Genomic DNA, 16,295 nt, shown 5'->3' with positions numbered 1-16,295 from the left:
CTAAGCATAACATTTCACAGTCCATTTTCAGGCGGAATCGGAGCGTTGAGATTATAAGGGCTGAAATTTTTCAGATATCATAGACCAAGGATAAATTTGCGCCACATGATTTCAAAAAAATAAATTTAGCACGCTGGCGGTGATGTTCATCCATCCCCTCAGTTCCGGTAGTTGTCGCTGCCGAGCTATCTATAGCATCTTGTTACAGTATTAATTCAAACCAGCGACCTTTAACTGAATATCCAGACAGTTCTGCCGATAACCCTTTGAGGCATATTTTTATGCCTTTATATGCTCACCAGGAGAAATAATGCTGAATTTATTCCGGAAACAGTCCGCCAAAGAGCCGACAACGATGGATATCGCTGAGAAATTTATCGATGAAACGCTGGACGTGGATCATAGTGATGCCACGCTGCTGAAATGTATTATGAACCTCAGCCAGAAAGGCTACTGGTATGTAGAGACGACCGATCTTAAAAGTGATGCGCCTGCATTTGTTTCACCTGAAGCACGCCAGCTTATGGGATTGCCTCTGCAGAAGGAGGTCGGGATCTCTTCGCTGATCCAGATGATCCATGCGGATTTCCGGGAAGCGTTCAAAGGTTTGATAAGTCATACACTCAAACATAGTGGTGATGAGAAGCTGTTACGCTGCCTGATAAAAACTGGCGCAAATACCTTTCAGTGGTTTTGCATTCGTGCATCATACAGTCGTGAATTTACGCCGCCGCGTCTGATCGCCGTTATAGAGAATACGGAAGAAGAAACGTCACAGTCCCGCCAGTTTGATATTGTCTCCACCCGTTTTGACCTGTCGCGCGAAATGCTTAATGACGGCCTCTGGGATCTGGATATTATTGGCGGAAATCCCCTGAATCCCGACAACGTATTCTGGTGGTCCCCGCAGTTCAGAAAGCTGCTGGGTTTTGAAACCATTGAAGAGTTTCCTGATGTGATGGACAGCTGGGCATCACGCCTGCACCCGGATGACAAACAGAATGCGCTCGATGCTTTCGTCAGCCACCTGATGGACTTCAGTGGTAAAACCGGTTTTGATATTGAATATCGTCTTAAACTGCGAAGTGGTGAGTACCGGTGGTTTCAGGCCCGCGGGCAGACTAAACGTGCACCTGATGGTACCCCTTTGCGTGCCGTCGGCGCGCTTATTGATATTCAGGGCCGTAAAGACCGTGGCAGTCATGAGGAAAGCGAAGTCAGGCGAAACATTCAGACCGCCGAAACCGCAAAAGAAATTGCCGAACTTGTCTCTGAAAACGGGATTATTGCTGCGCAGATCAAACTCATTTCACTGAACGCCAGTATCGAAGCCGCGAGGGCAGGTGTACATGGCCGTGGGTTTTCTGTCATCGCCAGTGCTATCCGGGGATTAGCGGAAAGAACGGCAGATATCACCGGACACATTTCTCGTCTTCAGATGCGAATAAGTAATTCTGCTAGCGGCACAGAAAAATCACCTGAACAATAAACATCACACATTGATGAACGCTTATCTCAGGTGAACACAGGGATGTTCTGGTGAAGAGATACCACAGCCTGTCTCTGATTTACTGTAACCAGAACATCAGTTCAGTTCGCAGTTTCTGCCTTATGAAAATCCTCCCGGAGTGGGTTCACATTTCAGTATGCGAACCTGCTCTGGGGGTTACACAGCACATATCTGAAAAGTGAGTAGCCCGCAAGCTTTCTCATCTGTGGTTCACATCCGGAAGTGCATAACGATAGCAACAGAGTGATGAATAACAATCATTTTTCTGTGAATGTCAGCTCCTGGCACTGAGCAGGCAGCGTTGCGCACAAATCAACGTTCACTCTACGTTCACCACCTCACCACCTCACCACCTCACCAGCCGGCGCCGTAACGGTGGGGAAATCAACCTGTTAGCAGTCCGTTTTTACCGCAAATATCATTTTCCTGTCATTTATATTCTTTACGCTGTCAGCTTTCCCTCATGGATTTTAATATTATGAAAATAAAAACGATTTCTTTGGTTACCAGTTGTGCGCTCTCATTTTCTGGTCTTGCGGCGCAACCTCAGGCTGAGCACTATATCGTCAGTTTTCCGGAAGTTACGCGCGTGAGCTACAGCGGCGCATTCGCCAGTGCGTTTCCGGATGGTTTGCCGGTGGGAATCGGCTCCGGTTTGCTGTTTACCGGTAAGCAGGGGGATGCGCTCACCTTCGCGACCGTCACCGATCGCGGGCCGAATGCCGACTCACCCGATGTGGGCAAACATGAATCAAAAATTTTCGTCACACCAGACTTCGCTCCGCTGCTGATGAATATTCGGGTGCAGAACGGCAAAGCAGAAGCCACGGATGCCCGACCGCTGCATGACGACAAGGGCAATATTAACGGATTGCCGCTACAGGATGGTGTCATCGGCTCAACCAATGAAATCGCGCTAAGCGACACACTGAAAGTGCTGAAGGGCGATAACCGTGGTCTGGATACGGAAGGCATTACGCCGGACGGGAAGGGCGGGTACTGGTTGTGCGACGAATATGGCCCGTTTCTGATAAACGTTGATCAGCATGGCAAGATTCTGGCGATTCACGGGCCGCAGGCCATGACAGGAGAAAAATCCATTGCGGGCGGACTGCCTAATATTCTTAAGTGGCGTCAGCCTAATCGTGGTTTTGAAGGGCTTACCCGTATGCCGGACGGGCGTATCATCGCCGCGGTGCAGAGTACGCTGGATATCAACGGTAAAAGTAAAAAGCAGGCGCGCTTTACCCGCCTGGTGAGCTTCGATCCGGCGACCGGGAAAACCGCGATGTATGGATACCCTATCGACAGCCAGGCTTATAGTAAAAACAGCGACGCCAAAATTGGCGATATCGTGGCGCTCGATAATCAGCATATTCTCCTGATTGAACAAGGCAGCGATAAAAACGACGCGATGCGCAACCTCATCTATAAGGTGGACCTCAGTGCGGCTACCGATCTTGCCGCATTCGATAAGCCTGGTGAGTATCCGGAGTCTGACGACGAGAAAGCGCTGGCGCAGCGAGGCATTAAGCTCGCAGCTAAAACGCTGGTGGTCGATTTACGTCAACTCGGCTGGCAGCAGGAGAAGGCCGAAGGACTGGCGCTAATCGACAGTAAAACCCTGGCAGTCACCAATGACAATGACTTCGGCGTGAAAACGGTCATGCAAAATCCGGTGGAAGGTAAGAAGCGCAAGGATTATCGGCTGAACGAAAAGGGGGAACTTACTGTAGAGGGTAAGCCGGTTGCAACGACGATCGGCGTGAAGCCGCTGAAGAAACCGGAGTCGGACAGCGAGTTGTGGATCGTAACGCTGCCGGAACCGCTGAAATAAACGTTCTCCTTACCCCGGGCTGTCTGCGCTTAGTGCCTGATTTTCTGTAAAAAGGCAGGATTCAGCCCGGATTTGCCAGCGAAAGATCGGTCTGCGCCGTTTTGTTATAGCGGATGACAGCAGACCGATATTCGTTTAAGCAGTTAAACACCTTTGTACCGCGTTGCGGCGCTAAGCGTCACTGGCGAACTTTAAACGCCAGCCTGGCGTTTATTTTTTACTTTCAGTTAGATAACCGCTTCCGTCTGCATCCGAGCGCTTTCGATACCTGGCTACCCGGTCAACTACGGCTCAAGTCGGCAGGTTGCAGAGCGTGATTATAACATTGTGTAATAATGTGTTATCTGCCTCTTCAACAGACCCTCCCCACCGTGTAAGTTCTGGAGTCTCATACGTTTGTTGTCCCCATAATCCGCGGAGGAGAAAGAGAGTGAAAGCAACCGCAATGGCCGCTACAAGTCTGTTAATGCTGATGAGCAGTGTTCACGCTGAAGGTCTGACGACGTCGGCAGAGGGTAAAAACCTCGCCGTCAGCTTCGGCCAGCCCACTATCAAACAGGTGCTGCACTACCGAAAAATGTATGACAAAAAGCCGTTTCCGGATGCGGAGATTTATTATTACGACAACGGCACCTATAAAATCATTTCTCAGGGTGAAAACCACTACGGCGTTTACGTTATGCAGGGCAAGTTTGATGATGAAACTTTCACCGTGCGTTTTATCTCTCTGCCTTCTGCTGACTGGGGCAATAAAACCGCTTTTCATCAGTTAACCTTTATCAGGGGTGACGGGCAGAACGTCTTTATTCAGAATGCCATTGTGGATACGGGTGAAGCCATTGCGCAGCAGAACGGCACCTATACTCAGGAAAAAAACACCGTAACCAACCCGGTTTCTACCAGCTGGGAAAACAAATAATTGTCGGGTGGCAGCGGGTCTGCCACTCTGATCCAAAACCGGTGCCTGCCACGTTCCTCGCTCAGGATCGTATTAAGTTTTGGCTGGCGCACACCTTCACGCATTTATTTTTTTACTCAGAAAATGCATAGCCGCAATTAAATGCTTTATATTTCATAGCCTGATGTACATTTGCCCTGCCGCGCCCACGCCAGCAGTGTGAGCGCGCTGCAACAGGCAGAACCGGTAATCTGCCTGTGAAGGGTAACTCCTGCTTTTTTTGATAATGCCAACACTCATTATGTCAGGTCCTGAGGCGTAAATATGGACAGAGTTTCACTCCTGCTGGATGTGCAGAACGTCGCTTTTTCAGTCGGGGATCGTCAGCTACTGAAACCGGTCTCCCTGCAGTTATATCAGGGTGATTGCGTCTTGCTGACCGGCCCATCCGGAAGCGGAAAAAGTACCTTCCTCAAAATTCTTGCTTCGCTGATTACCCCCACCTCCGGGCAACTTTTTTTCAGGAACAGTGAGATCACCACGCTAAAAGCAGAGGCCTATCGCCAGCAGGTCTCGTACTGCTTTCAGACGCCGCAACTGTTTGGTCAGACGGTATATGACAACCTGGCGCTGCCATGGCAGATTCGCCGTCAGAAACCTCAGCGGGATAAACTTGTTGCTGCGCTGGAAAGCGTAAATCTCTCTCCGGATATGCTGAATAAACCTGTTGAACAACTTTCAGGCGGAGAAAAGCAGCGTGTCGGACTACTACGCAATTTGCAGTTTATGCCTGAGGTGCTGTTGCTGGATGAAGTAACCAGCGCCCTTGATGAAGAGAACAGGCTGTCAGTACTTTCATTGATTAACCGGATCTCAGCTGAAGAAAAGGTAGCCGTGGTGCGGATCAGCCATGATGTTAACGATATTCAGCAGGCTGAGCAGGTGCTTCGCCTTGAGCCGCCAGAAAAGGAGAATAAGCGTGAATCAGCATAATATCAGTGACACCTCGCTGTTGCTGTCACTGACGCTGGTCGTTATAGCGCTGCTTATCAGCCAGAAAGAAAAGCTCGGCATGAGCAAAGATATTCTCTGGAGTGTATCCCGGGCGATAATTCAGCTGGTGATTGTCGGCTTTGTATTGAAGTCGATTTTCGATGTTAATAATAGCTGGCTGACGGTACTGATGGTGCTGTTTATCTGCGTTAATGCCGCGACCAACGCCCGTAAACGCGGTCGAAATATTGATAACGCCTTTACGATATCGTTTGTCGCTATTTTTAGTGGCACCCTCATCACGCTTACGATTCTGGTGCTGAGCGGGGCGATAGCGTTTGTTCCGATGCAGGTTATTCCCATCACGGGCATGATCGCCGGTAATGCCATGGTTGCAGTAGGGCTCTGTTACAGCAACCTGAACCAGCGCTTCAGCGACAACCAGCAGAAAATTATGGAGATGCTGAGCCTTGGCGCATCGGTGAAGCTGGCATCGGGCCGCATCATTGCTGACAGCATTCGTACAGCCATGATGCCGACGGTGGACGCTGCCAAAACTGTCGGACTGGTCAGCCTGCCAGGGATGATGTCCGGACTAATTTTCGCCGGAATAGATCCGCTCAAGGCGATTAAGTATCAGATCATGGTCACGTTTATGCTGATAGGGACCGCCAGTCTGTCAACGATCATTGCGGTCTATTTATCCTATCTTCGTTTTTATAATGCCAGGGCGCAGCTAAAAATATCGGATAGATCGCTGGATTAGTGAAACTGATTGGCGGATCTGAAGCTTATAACTTGTCAGTAAAGTAAGTCTGCTATCAGACGGCGCTCTGTTGCTTGCGAGCGCTTAACTGATAGCAGAGTGCTCAGGGGATGCTTCAAAAACACTCCCCGCTGAATCTGAAATATCCCGGCAGGGTTCGTGCTTTGATTGTTCATCTGGATGCCTGATACACAACTGGCTTTGGTTTTTATTCTGCCTGTTCTGATAAAGGTCCCAGCGGTTGCCGTACAGATCTTCAAATACCACCACGGTTCCGTACTCCTCTTCACGAGGCTCCCGGGAGAATGTAACGCCTTTCGATTTCATGGCTTTGTAGTCTCGCCAGAAGTCATCCGTCTGCAGAAAAAGGAATACTCTTCCGCCGCACTGATTGCCGATAAAACCTTCCTGTCTTTCATTTGAAGCGCGAGCCAGAAGAAGATTGCAGTCGCTTTCAGGGGCAGGTGTAACTACAACCCAGCGTTTACCTGGCTGCGGTGTATCCTCAACAAGGGTAAAACCCAGCTTTTCGGTGTAATACTCAATTGCCCGATCATAGTCATCAACCACGATGGCCACATATCCCATACATCGCTTCTGCGTTCTCATTTCTGCTCCGTCATGTTTCAGGCGTGGTTGCCTTGAAACATTGTTTTAACACAAACGAGAATCCCGGAGTTGGGTGAATTGATTCAGTCATCACAGTATTCAGCCGTTGCATTAAAGATACATCAGCTGACATCAGCCTATAATTTTTATAAATTCATGGCGCGGATATCAAAAAATGTTTGAGGGATTTACTCATACACAAATCAGACTTTCTGAAGCAGTGCTAAATGTTCGCTATGGAGGTAAAGGCCCTCCGGTTTTGCTGTTGGATGGTCACCCCCGTACCCACGTAACCTGGTCAAAGGTGGCCCCGTAACTTGCCGAATCTTTTACCGTCGTTTGTCCCGATTTAAGGGGATTTGGCCGCTCATCTAAACCTGCTGATGAGCCGAATCATGCTGGTTCTTCTAAGCGAGCTAAAGCGAAAGATTGTATTGAGTTGATGAGCCAGTTAGGTTTTGATCAATTCGCGCTGGTGGGACATGACAGAGGTAGTTATACAGCATATAGGGCCGCACTTGATTACCCTGAGCGAATTACACGACTTGCTGTACTGGATTGTATACCCATACTTGAAGCGCTCAACCGGTGTAATGAGAAGTTTGCCCGACAGTGGTATCACTGGTTCTTCTTCGCTCAGCCTGAAAAACCCGAGTTGGCAATTTTAGCCGATCCAGATAAGTGGTATGGAGGCCAGCCCGAAACAATGGGGAATGATGAATACATTGAATTCAGGCGAGCTATACACGATCCGGAGACTGTACATGGAATGATCGAGGATTATGGTGCCGGTCTTACTATAGACAAAGAGCATGAGCTTTATGATCGTCAGAATGGGCGATTGATTGAATGCCCGACGCTCTGTTTATGGTCAAAATATGATGATCTGGAAGATATTTACGGCGACGTATTGGGCATCTGGAAATCCTGGGCACCGCATGTTCGGGGTAAAGCGATAGCCAGCGGTCACCATATGGCTGAAGAGGCACCAGAAGAAGTTACGGCAGAACTCCGCTACTTTATGTCGCAGAAGAGTTAACATTCTCGCCTCAGGCAGCCGGAAGCCGTCAGTACAGAACGACTGATAAATTAATTCGTAAAAGAAAATTAATTTATCAATTATATGAACGTTTTATTCGTAATCGTATTATTTATCAAAAATCGACTACCTACCTTTTCTATTATCGCGTTTTTTCCTCTCCACTCGTTAAAAAGTAGAAAGAACTCATCTGCGCTGATGTCAAAATCGATAAGTATGCCTTTATAGTTTCCGCTGGTTAACTTAAGACGTGCATCATCCAGGGTATAAGCCTTCACTGTTTTCATGATGAGCCTGCAATCTGTTATTACTTCAGGGAAAATATTCATACCATGATCTATTTTTCTTAACACGCATGAGGATGTAAAAATAATTGATGTTTCATTACATTTAATGAACCGCTCACAGGTTTGAAGAAATAATAAGCTATAGTACGCATTGCCGCTTTTCATATATTGAGATTGCTCTCACGCAGAGCATGGGTTGTTCTGACATACCACAATAATAGCCCCAGCGTCGGCATTTCCGCCATTGACATCATTCACTGCTGCCTGCCGCCGCCAAGTCTCGCAACGGCTACTCTCAGCCGTATTAACTGGCAGGGAAGCGAAAGCGTTGATAACTCTGCGGAGTAACCCTTAAGCCGAACGCTAGATTGAAAGGGGGGTTAACAATTACAGCACATTTTGGTTACACGGTCATAAACACAATGATTATTATTTGCTCGTCGCAGACAATAAGTTTTTCAATCCAAAACGTGAAGGATTATATCGATGAAAACTTTCAAAAATCTGTCACTTGCTACTGTCGCTGCACTCTCTCTGGTTTCCTTTGGCAGCCTGGGTCAGACCATTTCTGTTACCTCATTAACCATGGACGGCGCACAGGCAAAAATTGCCGCTCAGGCCCGTTCCCAGAATGAGCAGTATAAAATTCTGGAGGCCAGTACTAATAATCGCGTGCACATGACTGCTGAGCTTTACAAATAAAACTGCTTTGCCAGATGAAATCTCCGATAAAGCGGTAGCAATGTTAATGCCGATCATTTCCGGTGATCGGCGTTTCTGCATTTTATTTTCCTGACACAAATCCTGACTATTTCCTCTCTTGATAAGCCTGGCCACAGCCTCCTGTAACAAAAAATTAATCTAAAAAGAGTTTTGGTCAACGATGCGTTTAATCAACCTGCCTGATAATCCTGTTCTTGCATTACTTCTTACACTCCAGCGATGAGTAAAAGAGAGTCCCTATGAACTTCAGGTTTACAATGCTTGCTGCCAACAGGCGTTTGATGCTAAATGCCTGGGATGTTGTGGCATTTCCGCTGATTATCGGCTTGATAGCGATGGCGGCGGTTGGTTTTGATCAAACGTTGTTGCCGGTTGAAAGTTTAAAAACTCAGGTTATTTCTCTTAACCCTGTGAATTTACCCGACTACGCCCTGCGAACCACGTTGCGCATGCTGGTGGCCATGCTGGCTTCACTGCTATTTAGTCTGATTTATGGCACGCTGGCTGCCAAAAGCCGCCGTGCTGAAAAAATATTGGTACCCATTCTCGATATTCTGCAATCCGTTCCGGTGCTGGGCTATATCTCTTTTACCGTGACGTTCTTTATTGCGCTGTTTCCTGGACAGGTACTGGGCGTCGAGCTGGCGGCGATCTTCGCATTGTTCACCAGCCAGGCATGGAACATGACTTTTAGCTTCTATCAATCGTTACGCACCGTACCTGCGGATTTGGTGGAGGTTTCCCGCAGTTTCCATCTGACAGCATGGCAACGTTTCTGGAAACTGGACGTGCCTTTTGCCGTTCCGGGGCTGGTCTGGAACATGATGATGTCAATGTCTGGTGGCTGGTTCTTTATCGTGGCCTCCGAAGCAATCACCGTGGGCAATAACGCTTATACACTGCCCGGCGTAGGCGGCTATCTGGCTCAGGCTATCCTGCATAAAGATATTCACGCCATAGGCTGGGTGTTGCTCACGATGGTGATTGTGATTCTGGCCTATGATCAGTTGCTGTTCCGGCCGCTTGTGGCGTGGGCTGACAAGTTTCGAATGGAAAATACCCGTTCGGATCGCGCGCCAACATCCTGGGTGCGCGACCTGATACGCCGAACCCGGCTGATTCAGCAGTTGATCAAACCGCTCCGCCTGTTATTTTCCACGATTGCGCGCATCGGCTGGCGCTGGCCTGTCGTAAGGCAGTTGCCGCCGGAAAAGAACATTAAAAGTGCCTCACGCCTGGCAGCTCTATGCTGGGACGCACTGGTTATTAGCGTCACACTCTATGTCGGCTACCGGGTGATCGCCTATATGCATGGCGAGATCACCCTGGACGATGTCAGCAATGTCTTTACCGCAGGGCTGATTACGCTATTACGCGTGACCCTGCTGATTATCATTTCATCACTGGTATGGGTGCCGCTTGGGGTGATGATCGGCCTGCGGCCTGCGCTGGCAGCAAAAATCCAGCCGGTTGCTCAGTTTCTGGCCGCGTTCCCGGCAAATTTGATGTTCCCGGTCTTCGTGATCGTGATTGTCCATTTTGATCTTAATCCGGACATCTGGCTCTCACCGCTGATCATTCTGGGCACTCAATGGTACATCCTTTTCAATGTCATCGCAGGCACCACGGCCTTTCCTAATGACTACAAGGAAGCCGCGACCAACTTCCATATCCGTGGCTGGCAATGGTGGCGTCAGGTGATGCTGCCAGCCATTTTCCCATACTACATAACAGGCGCTATTACTGCGTCAGGTGGGGCGTGGAACGCCAGTATCGTGTCGGAATTTGTGCAGTGGGGAAGCACCCAGGTTAAAGCACATGGCCTGGGCTCTTATATTGCGCAGATGACTGTCGCCGGGGATTTCCCAAAAATAATTCTGGGCATAGCCGTTATGTCGCTGTTTGTCACGCTGTTCAATCGTCTGCTGTGGCGACCTTTGTACAAATTCGGTGAATCAAAATATCGGGCAAACTAAGGGGAATTCAGATGATAAACAGCCAGGCATTAAAGAACACAGATGTGTCCAAAACAAAAGCAGAAGGTAGCGCTACTGTCCTCTCTGTTAAGGGAATTAAACACGGCTACGCGACCAATCATGAAGAGTTGCTCATCCTCGATGATGTCAATATCACCCTGAAGGAAGGCGAGATCGTGGGTTTGCTCGGGCGGTCAGGCTCAGGTAAATCGACATTACTACGTATTATCTCAGGACTGATTAACCCAGGAGCAGGTTCGGTTGACTATCTCGGCAAGCCGCTTAACGGTCCGGCCAAAGGGGTGGCAATGGTATTCCAGACCTTTGCATTATTTCCCTGGCTGACCGTTCTGCAGAATGTGGAAGCGGGACTGGAGGCGCTGGGTGTTAACGCATTGGACCGCAGAACACGCGCCCTGGCTGCCATAGATTTAATCGGTCTGGATGGTTATGAAAACGCCTACCCGCGAGAATTGTCTGGAGGCATGCGTCAGCGTGTAGGTTTTGCGCGCGCGCTGGTAGTTGAACCGGTGCTATTGCTGATGGATGAGCCTTTCTCTGCGCTGGATGTACTGACCGCTGAGACGCTGCGTACTGATCTACTGGATTTGTGGAATGAAGGGCAGGTGCCTATGAAGTCGGTACTCATCGTCACGCATAACATCGAAGAAGCCGTATTGATGTGTGACAGAATTCTGGTGTTGTCTTCAAACCCTGGGCGGGTGATGGCCGAGATCACGGTGCCGTTTAAGCATCCGCGTAATCGACTGGATCCGTCATTCCGCCGTCTGGTCGATGAGGTCTATACGCGAATGACGGCCAAATCAGTTAATGACCCAGTTAAAAAGAGCCTGACCTTAGGCGCCCGCCTGCCTCAGGTATCGACCAACATTATAGCCGGTCTGATTGAAACGCTTGCGGCGGCACCGTATCACGGCAGGGCGGATATGCCGGATGTGGCCCGTTCACTGCATCTTGAAGTGGATGAATTATTTCCGATTGCAGAGGTGCTTCAGGCATTGGAATTTGCCGATGTCAGTGAAGGGGATATCGTCCTTACTCCACCAGCGCGAATCTTTGCTGGGGCAGATACACAACCGCGTAAAGTGATGTTTGCTTCTCATCTTTTGCGTTACGTCCCGCTGGCGGCGCTGATAAAAAATGTCCTGGATGAACGTCCAGGACATCGTGCGCCACGTTTGCGTTTTGAGCAGGAGCTTGAAGATTTTCTCTCTGACAGCGCCGCTGAAGAGACTCTGAATAGCGTGATTAACTGGGGTAGATACGCTGAAATCTTTTCCTACAATGATCAGACTGAAATCTTCAGCCTGGAAGATGTGGAGTTCTGAGTTTTAACAAAAGAATGACGGCTGTTGTTTAAAGAAATCATGCGGTTTATGTGTGGGCCTGAAGTTACTCAGGCCCTGAGCTGCGTAATGACGTTTACTCTTTGATTTTAGCGTTAACAATGCTCATGCCTGCCGCATTGCTTCGTTTAGTCACGCGAACCGTTCCGCCGGCAAAATAATTGCCCACGGGTTCACAGACTTTTATCCGTCTTTGCAGGTCCGGGTCGTTAACCTCAACACCCGAACAGTCGTGACGCCCGCCGCCCGAAAACTCGCTATAAGCGGTATAGTTGCTGAGGGTGCCCGGAAGTAGCCAGATAACCGTGGTCAGCAGCATATAGCTAAAAAAGGTAACCAACAGAACTGACCCTGCGAAAAGTTTGATGTTATTCTTTATGCCGTTGACAGCCTCACCTTTACCCCATTTTTTAATAATTAAAAAAATAGACAGTCCCAGAGGCAGGACGGCACTCCATAGTGCATCAAGAGTGGATTGAGTAAGAAATGTATTGCGGTCAATTTCATTGCGCCACACAAAAAAAGTAAATATGCAGCCCAGCACTCCGGTAATTATCAGCACGAAACGGCGGGTTGAATAGGTATCCATTGGCAACTCTCTCCCTGAGTCTTAAGTATGTGGCGCTGATGAGCGGCAGTTCCCTGAACCGGTTAGTTCTCATGGTAAACCAAACGTCAGGCGTAATTGTCGTATCTTCGAAGGTTATCACGTCGGTCTTTCTTAAGACAAAAAGCATGAGCTTTATGATGGTCAAAATGGGCGATTGTTTGTATGCCCGACGCTCTGTTTATGATCATCTAGCCGGTACGCAATTTATTAAAATTCCATCTTACATCCCCATAGAACGAGTCCGTGTTCGTGCATTGTCATGTTAAGGTTAAAACTCTTCAACAACATGAGGATAGCAACATGATTGTCAGAACATGGCACGGATGCGTACCGGCCAGGCATGCCGAAGGCTTTGCAACTCACTTGCAGAAGACCGGTGTTGAACATTCAGCAGCGACGCCAGGGAATCTGGGAGCCTATGTACGCAGAGAAACGCAGGGTGAGTGGGAGCATTTCTTCCTTGCGACGTACTGGGAAGATTCAGAAGCCATCAAAGCCTTTGCAGGCGACCAGTATCAGATTGCCGTTACCTATCCGGATGATGAACAATATGAGTTGTTATCAGATCCCTACGTTTTTCAGCATCATGTCCAGACTGTAATCCCATTATAAGTATTTGCCTGCCGCCGCCAGAAGGCGGCCAATCACTCACCTGTGTTTGTCCGCTGACTCAGCATTAAATTTTATCAGGCGAAAAGCATGACTTTTAACACAAGGTTTAGATAAAGCCTTTTAATTGTAGATTGATCGATCTACAATCAATCGTCAGCACAGGAGATCCTTATGAAAGCATCAGCAGGCAGACCCAGAGAATTCGATCCAGAGACCTTCCTCAACACCGCACTTGAATGCTTCTGGCAGAAGGGATATCAGGCAACATCTATGGCTGACCTTATGAAAGCATCAGGTCTGGCAAGTGCCAGCATCTATAAACTTTATCCCGATAAGCGCGCTATCTACCTGGCTGCTTTGCAGCGATACATGGATGCAGGCATTTCAAGGACAGTGAAACGACATGCAGAAATGTCGCCGGAAGCTGCCTTGCGAGAAACGCTCGAATTTGTGGCTCAGTTATCTTCTGCTCCTGCCGGAGAGAAAGGGTGTTTTACTATTGCGGCAGCCAGCGAGCTTTTACCCGGAGACGAAGAGGTTAAAGGCAAAGTTTCCTGTAAATTTAACTTCTTAATTAACGAGTTAGAGAATATCTTAAAAAGAGGCCAGGATCAGCGGGTATTTCGCCAGGATGAAGATGCGCGAGTCATGGCTCAAAGCATTTTCATGATGCTGGAAGGTATGCGGATATATGGAAAACTCCAGCCAGAGATTGGAGATCTGAGAAAAAGTAATGACTTCATTGTCAGAACGATACTTTCAGACAACCATGACGTAACCGGCAATAGTGCGGTTAAGGCATCCGCATGATTGAAGTGGGCACCATTGTTCGGCGAAAAAAAAGAAGGAGAATAATGGTGGTAATTGAATATGCAGATGGCATGGCATTGTGCGGCTGGGTCGATAAAGGACGTTTTTTTAAAAGGCGTTTTCCACTGTCTGAATTAAAAATAGGCATACCTTATTCAGATTACTGGTCACTTACATAGAATTGGCATGATAGTGATCATTAAAGATTATTTGAATTTAGTAGCTGGTGTAAGTAATAGAAATTCAAAGCATTTGAGACTGGAAGTCCCGCTCAAAAGGCCTTGCTCTTGATGAGAAGGAGGAGATGAATCTATCGGCTACTCTGACGACTTTTTCAGTCCTGAAACACCTTAAATAGACAAGTCCACGCCCAGCCTGATGAGGAGTGAACCTTCAAAAAGACTAATATGCCTGCTAGCCGTTCTGGCAGTTCTCAGGAAAGCTTCCGTTTGGGCTGTTATAAAATCACTCTCTGGCTCACTATAACAGGGGCAGGCTTGTAGTGAGGGAGCATCTGCCAGAATAGGCGATGCAATGCTTCTTATTCCAGGCATTGCATTACATTGCAGTGCATTAAGCTATCCTCCTCACTTCTGGAGGGAATCATGAATAACAGCAAAATCGTCGTTTCTCTGACTTTGGCCATGTCTCTTTTTTGGGTTAGTGCATCTGAGGCTAAAACATCGAAGCAGTCCGATGACCAAATCCGTCAGCTCATTATCGAAGATTCAATCGCCGCCTATCCTGGTGTCTGCGCATGCCCTTTTAACGCAGCGCGCAATGGCAGTAGCTGTGGCAGGCGAAGCGCATGGAGCAAGCAGGGCGGATATGCACCTGTCTGTTATAAAAAAGAGGTCTCAAAGGAAATGGTAGATGACTGGCGTAATAGTCATAACGCTTAAAAAATTTAGCGTCTGAATCTTATAGTCGGGAAGAGCGAAAGGGTAAGCTAAGTAAATTTCCTGAATAACCCGTCATCGCTTAAGTCTGTTGCTATTAATATCGCGGATTAATCATGCTAAAACGCAGTCTACCTGCTATTACATTTCCTTATACAGGCATTAGTTTTTGATAAATCATTATTACCGTAACCGTCTGCCCTTAATTCGCCGTACTTTTGTGAGTCAACAGACTCAGGATGGTTATCACTCAGCGATCACCGGACATCACATTGCCCGGTAATCAGCTGATTTACATCGGTGCTACAGCCTCAGCTTATTTTTGAGATTGCTGATTTTGCTCAGCCTCTTTCTGTTTTTTCTTCGCCATATGATGACCGACTGCGCAGCCCGCTGCGGCACCGGCCACACCATGATGAGCAACATGACCTGCGACGCCGCCTACTGCGGCTCCCTTCAGACATCCCTGGGCATTAGCCTGTAAATTCACCGACAGAAACAGTCCGGTAGCAATAACAATAACTGATAATTTTTTCATCACTTAATATCCTGGTAGTTATAGTTGCAGGTTGAACTCAGCAGAGCATAGCCGCACTCTGGGGTGTTTCGCTGACCGGGATACAGGAATCACGACATTAGTTACCTGTCGTTACGCTTTTCACGCAATAAGGAGGCCGGTTGTCCTGCTTTTAATCAGCTGACTGGCTCGCCATTGTTATGAATTGATCAGTTATCATGAGAATGTTTTCCTTCGGCACAACAGATACTGTTGTCAGGCCAGAGTGAGTATCAGGTACTTTCCTGACTGCTCTTCGCAACTGAACTTCCCGCCCGGTACCAGCTTAATAGTTTTAACATTCACCCACCTCAACTTTGTTTCTCCACAAAGATACGAACGAGAGTGACAGGTAAAACCAAATCGCCACATGTTGTCTGAGCTGAAGTCGGATCTCCACCCGTACACTCATCGTTTGCATATCCAAAGAAGCTATCGGCATCGGGTTGATACAAAATCATACCTGTTGCCGGAGCAAAGCAGAGTGGTGCACTCTTCAATAAGGTAAACATCACCTGCCTGTACCCTGGCACATTAACCTGTAATGAAATGTCACAGAACGCAGAAAGGTTTGGGAGAGAACTATTTCCTGGCGGCCAGGGATTAATTAGTAATAATTAAACGCAGGCTAAACAAAAGTGTGGATTAATTATTTTAATAGTCTTTGTTTAAGTTGCAGCCACTATCTGCATCCTGATTCGCCCTTAATAAATTCTTAATTAAATTCATTTATAAAAATCCTACTAAGTTCACGGATAAAAATCATAAATAAATCTTGCTCCCAAATGGGTAAAATTGTTCAA

Annotated in this window: 13 protein-coding genes and 2 pseudogenes; 12 read left to right on the top strand and 3 right to left on the bottom strand. The window is 47.9% G+C overall.

Annotated elements, in window-relative coordinates; all coding sequences use genetic code 11:
• Positions 1–310 precede the first annotated feature (310 nt).
• The 5 genes from EPG66_RS23165 (at position 311) to fetB (ending at position 6,004) form a co-directional block, all read left to right on the top strand.
• Complete coding sequence (locus EPG66_RS23165; protein WP_182686898.1) at positions 311–1,489, top strand: methyl-accepting chemotaxis protein; 1,179 nt, start codon at positions 311–313, stop codon at positions 1,487–1,489.
• Positions 1,490–1,988: 499 nt separating this feature from the next.
• Complete coding sequence (locus EPG66_RS11595) at positions 1,989–3,347, top strand: esterase-like activity of phytase family protein (protein ID WP_182686896.1); 1,359 nt, start codon at positions 1,989–1,991, stop codon at positions 3,345–3,347.
• Between the two features lie 430 nt (positions 3,348–3,777).
• Positions 3,778–4,266: a hypothetical protein gene (locus EPG66_RS11590; RefSeq protein WP_039389890.1), complete on the top strand. Its 489-nt coding sequence runs from the start codon at positions 3,778–3,780 to the stop codon at positions 4,264–4,266.
• Positions 4,267–4,569: 303 nt separating this feature from the next.
• Positions 4,570–5,238: an iron efflux ABC transporter ATP-binding subunit FetA gene (gene fetA, locus EPG66_RS11585; RefSeq protein WP_182686895.1), complete on the top strand. Its 669-nt coding sequence runs from the start codon at positions 4,570–4,572 to the stop codon at positions 5,236–5,238.
• A complete protein-coding gene (gene fetB, locus EPG66_RS11580) occupies positions 5,225–6,004 on the top strand; it encodes an iron efflux ABC transporter permease subunit FetB (protein WP_182686893.1) in 780 nt (259 codons plus the stop codon). Before fetA ends, fetB begins: the two co-directional genes overlap by 14 nt.
• 213 nt (positions 6,005–6,217) lie before the next feature.
• On the opposite strand, the pseudogene EPG66_RS11575 reads toward fetB, so the two are convergent.
• Positions 6,218–6,613 (bottom strand): annotated as a pseudogene (locus tag EPG66_RS11575) (VOC family protein); the annotation flags it as partial.
• A gap of 328 nt (positions 6,614–6,941) precedes the next feature.
• On the opposite strand from EPG66_RS11575, the pseudogene EPG66_RS11570 reads away from it, so the two are divergent.
• The 4 genes and pseudogenes from EPG66_RS11570 to EPG66_RS11555 form a co-directional block, all read left to right on the top strand.
• Positions 6,942–7,652 (top strand): annotated as a pseudogene (locus EPG66_RS11570) (alpha/beta fold hydrolase); the annotation flags it as partial.
• A 773-nt stretch (positions 7,653–8,425) separates the two neighbouring features.
• A complete protein-coding gene (locus EPG66_RS11565; protein ID WP_182686891.1) occupies positions 8,426–8,641 on the top strand; it encodes a YdgH/BhsA/McbA-like domain containing protein in 216 nt (71 codons plus the stop codon).
• Between the two features lie 260 nt (positions 8,642–8,901).
• Positions 8,902–10,638 carry an ABC transporter permease gene (locus tag EPG66_RS11560; protein WP_182686889.1) on the top strand — a complete coding sequence of 579 codons (1,737 nt, stop codon included), beginning with the start codon at positions 8,902–8,904 and terminating at the stop codon, positions 10,636–10,638.
• 11 nt (positions 10,639–10,649) lie between these two features.
• A complete protein-coding gene (locus EPG66_RS11555) occupies positions 10,650–11,987 on the top strand; it encodes an ABC transporter ATP-binding protein (protein ID WP_182686886.1) in 1,338 nt (445 codons plus the stop codon).
• 94 nt (positions 11,988–12,081) lie between these two features.
• Here the strand turns inward: EPG66_RS11555 and EPG66_RS11550 are convergent, their stop codons facing one another.
• Positions 12,082–12,594, bottom strand: coding sequence for a hypothetical protein (locus EPG66_RS11550; RefSeq protein ID WP_039389900.1), 513 nt, complete (start codon positions 12,592–12,594; stop codon positions 12,082–12,084).
• Positions 12,595–12,915: 321 nt separating this feature from the next.
• On the opposite strand from EPG66_RS11550, the gene EPG66_RS11545 reads away from it, so the two are divergent.
• From EPG66_RS11545 to EPG66_RS11535, 3 genes are all read left to right on the top strand, one after another.
• Entirely contained in the window at positions 12,916–13,227 is a 312-nt protein-coding gene (locus EPG66_RS11545; protein ID WP_031593817.1) for an antibiotic biosynthesis monooxygenase, read from the top strand.
• Positions 13,228–13,398: 171 nt separating this feature from the next.
• Positions 13,399–14,037: a TetR/AcrR family transcriptional regulator gene (locus EPG66_RS11540; RefSeq protein ID WP_182686884.1), complete on the top strand. Its 639-nt coding sequence runs from the start codon at positions 13,399–13,401 to the stop codon at positions 14,035–14,037.
• A gap of 644 nt (positions 14,038–14,681) precedes the next feature.
• Positions 14,682–14,939: a hypothetical protein gene (locus tag EPG66_RS11535; protein ID WP_405083319.1), complete on the top strand. Its 258-nt coding sequence runs from the start codon at positions 14,682–14,684 to the stop codon at positions 14,937–14,939.
• 313 nt (positions 14,940–15,252) lie between these two features.
• Here the strand turns inward: EPG66_RS11535 and EPG66_RS11530 are convergent, their stop codons facing one another.
• The gene (locus tag EPG66_RS11530; protein WP_010247042.1) at positions 15,253–15,474 is read right to left on the bottom strand and encodes a hypothetical protein; all 222 of its coding nucleotides are present in this window, start codon (positions 15,472–15,474) and stop codon (positions 15,253–15,255) included.
• Positions 15,475–16,295: the final 821 nt, after the last annotated feature.

This window comes from Pantoea pleuroti, assembly GCF_014156615.1.
Taxonomy (GTDB): domain Bacteria; phylum Pseudomonadota; class Gammaproteobacteria; order Enterobacterales; family Enterobacteriaceae; genus Pantoea; species Pantoea agglomerans.
The sequence above is the reverse complement of the archived record's forward strand: the minus strand, read 5'-3'. Positions and strand labels throughout refer to the sequence as shown.

What these genes read in the sequence shown, in the direction of transcription:
- EPG66_RS23165 (WP_182686898.1), top strand. Translation starts at nt 311, where the DNA reads ATGCTGAATTTATTCCGGAAACAGTCCGCCAAAGAGCCGACAACGATG.
- EPG66_RS11595 (WP_182686896.1), top strand. Translation starts at nt 1,989, where the DNA reads ATGAAAATAAAAACGATTTCTTTGGTTACCAGTTGTGCGCTCTCATTT.
- fetA (WP_182686895.1), top strand. Translation starts at nt 4,570, where the DNA reads ATGGACAGAGTTTCACTCCTGCTGGATGTGCAGAACGTCGCTTTTTCA.
- EPG66_RS11565 (WP_182686891.1), top strand. Translation starts at nt 8,426, where the DNA reads ATGAAAACTTTCAAAAATCTGTCACTTGCTACTGTCGCTGCACTCTCT.
- EPG66_RS11560 (WP_182686889.1), top strand. Translation starts at nt 8,902, where the DNA reads ATGAACTTCAGGTTTACAATGCTTGCTGCCAACAGGCGTTTGATGCTA.
- EPG66_RS11555 (WP_182686886.1), top strand. Translation starts at nt 10,650, where the DNA reads ATGATAAACAGCCAGGCATTAAAGAACACAGATGTGTCCAAAACAAAA.
- EPG66_RS11550 (WP_039389900.1), bottom strand. Translation starts at nt 12,594, where the DNA reads ATGGATACCTATTCAACCCGCCGTTTCGTGCTGATAATTACCGGAGTG.
- EPG66_RS11545 (WP_031593817.1), top strand. Translation starts at nt 12,916, where the DNA reads ATGATTGTCAGAACATGGCACGGATGCGTACCGGCCAGGCATGCCGAA.
- EPG66_RS11540 (WP_182686884.1), top strand. Translation starts at nt 13,399, where the DNA reads ATGAAAGCATCAGCAGGCAGACCCAGAGAATTCGATCCAGAGACCTTC.
- EPG66_RS11535 (WP_405083319.1), top strand. Translation starts at nt 14,682, where the DNA reads ATGTCTCTTTTTTGGGTTAGTGCATCTGAGGCTAAAACATCGAAGCAG.
- EPG66_RS11530 (WP_010247042.1), bottom strand. Translation starts at nt 15,474, where the DNA reads ATGAAAAAATTATCAGTTATTGTTATTGCTACCGGACTGTTTCTGTCG.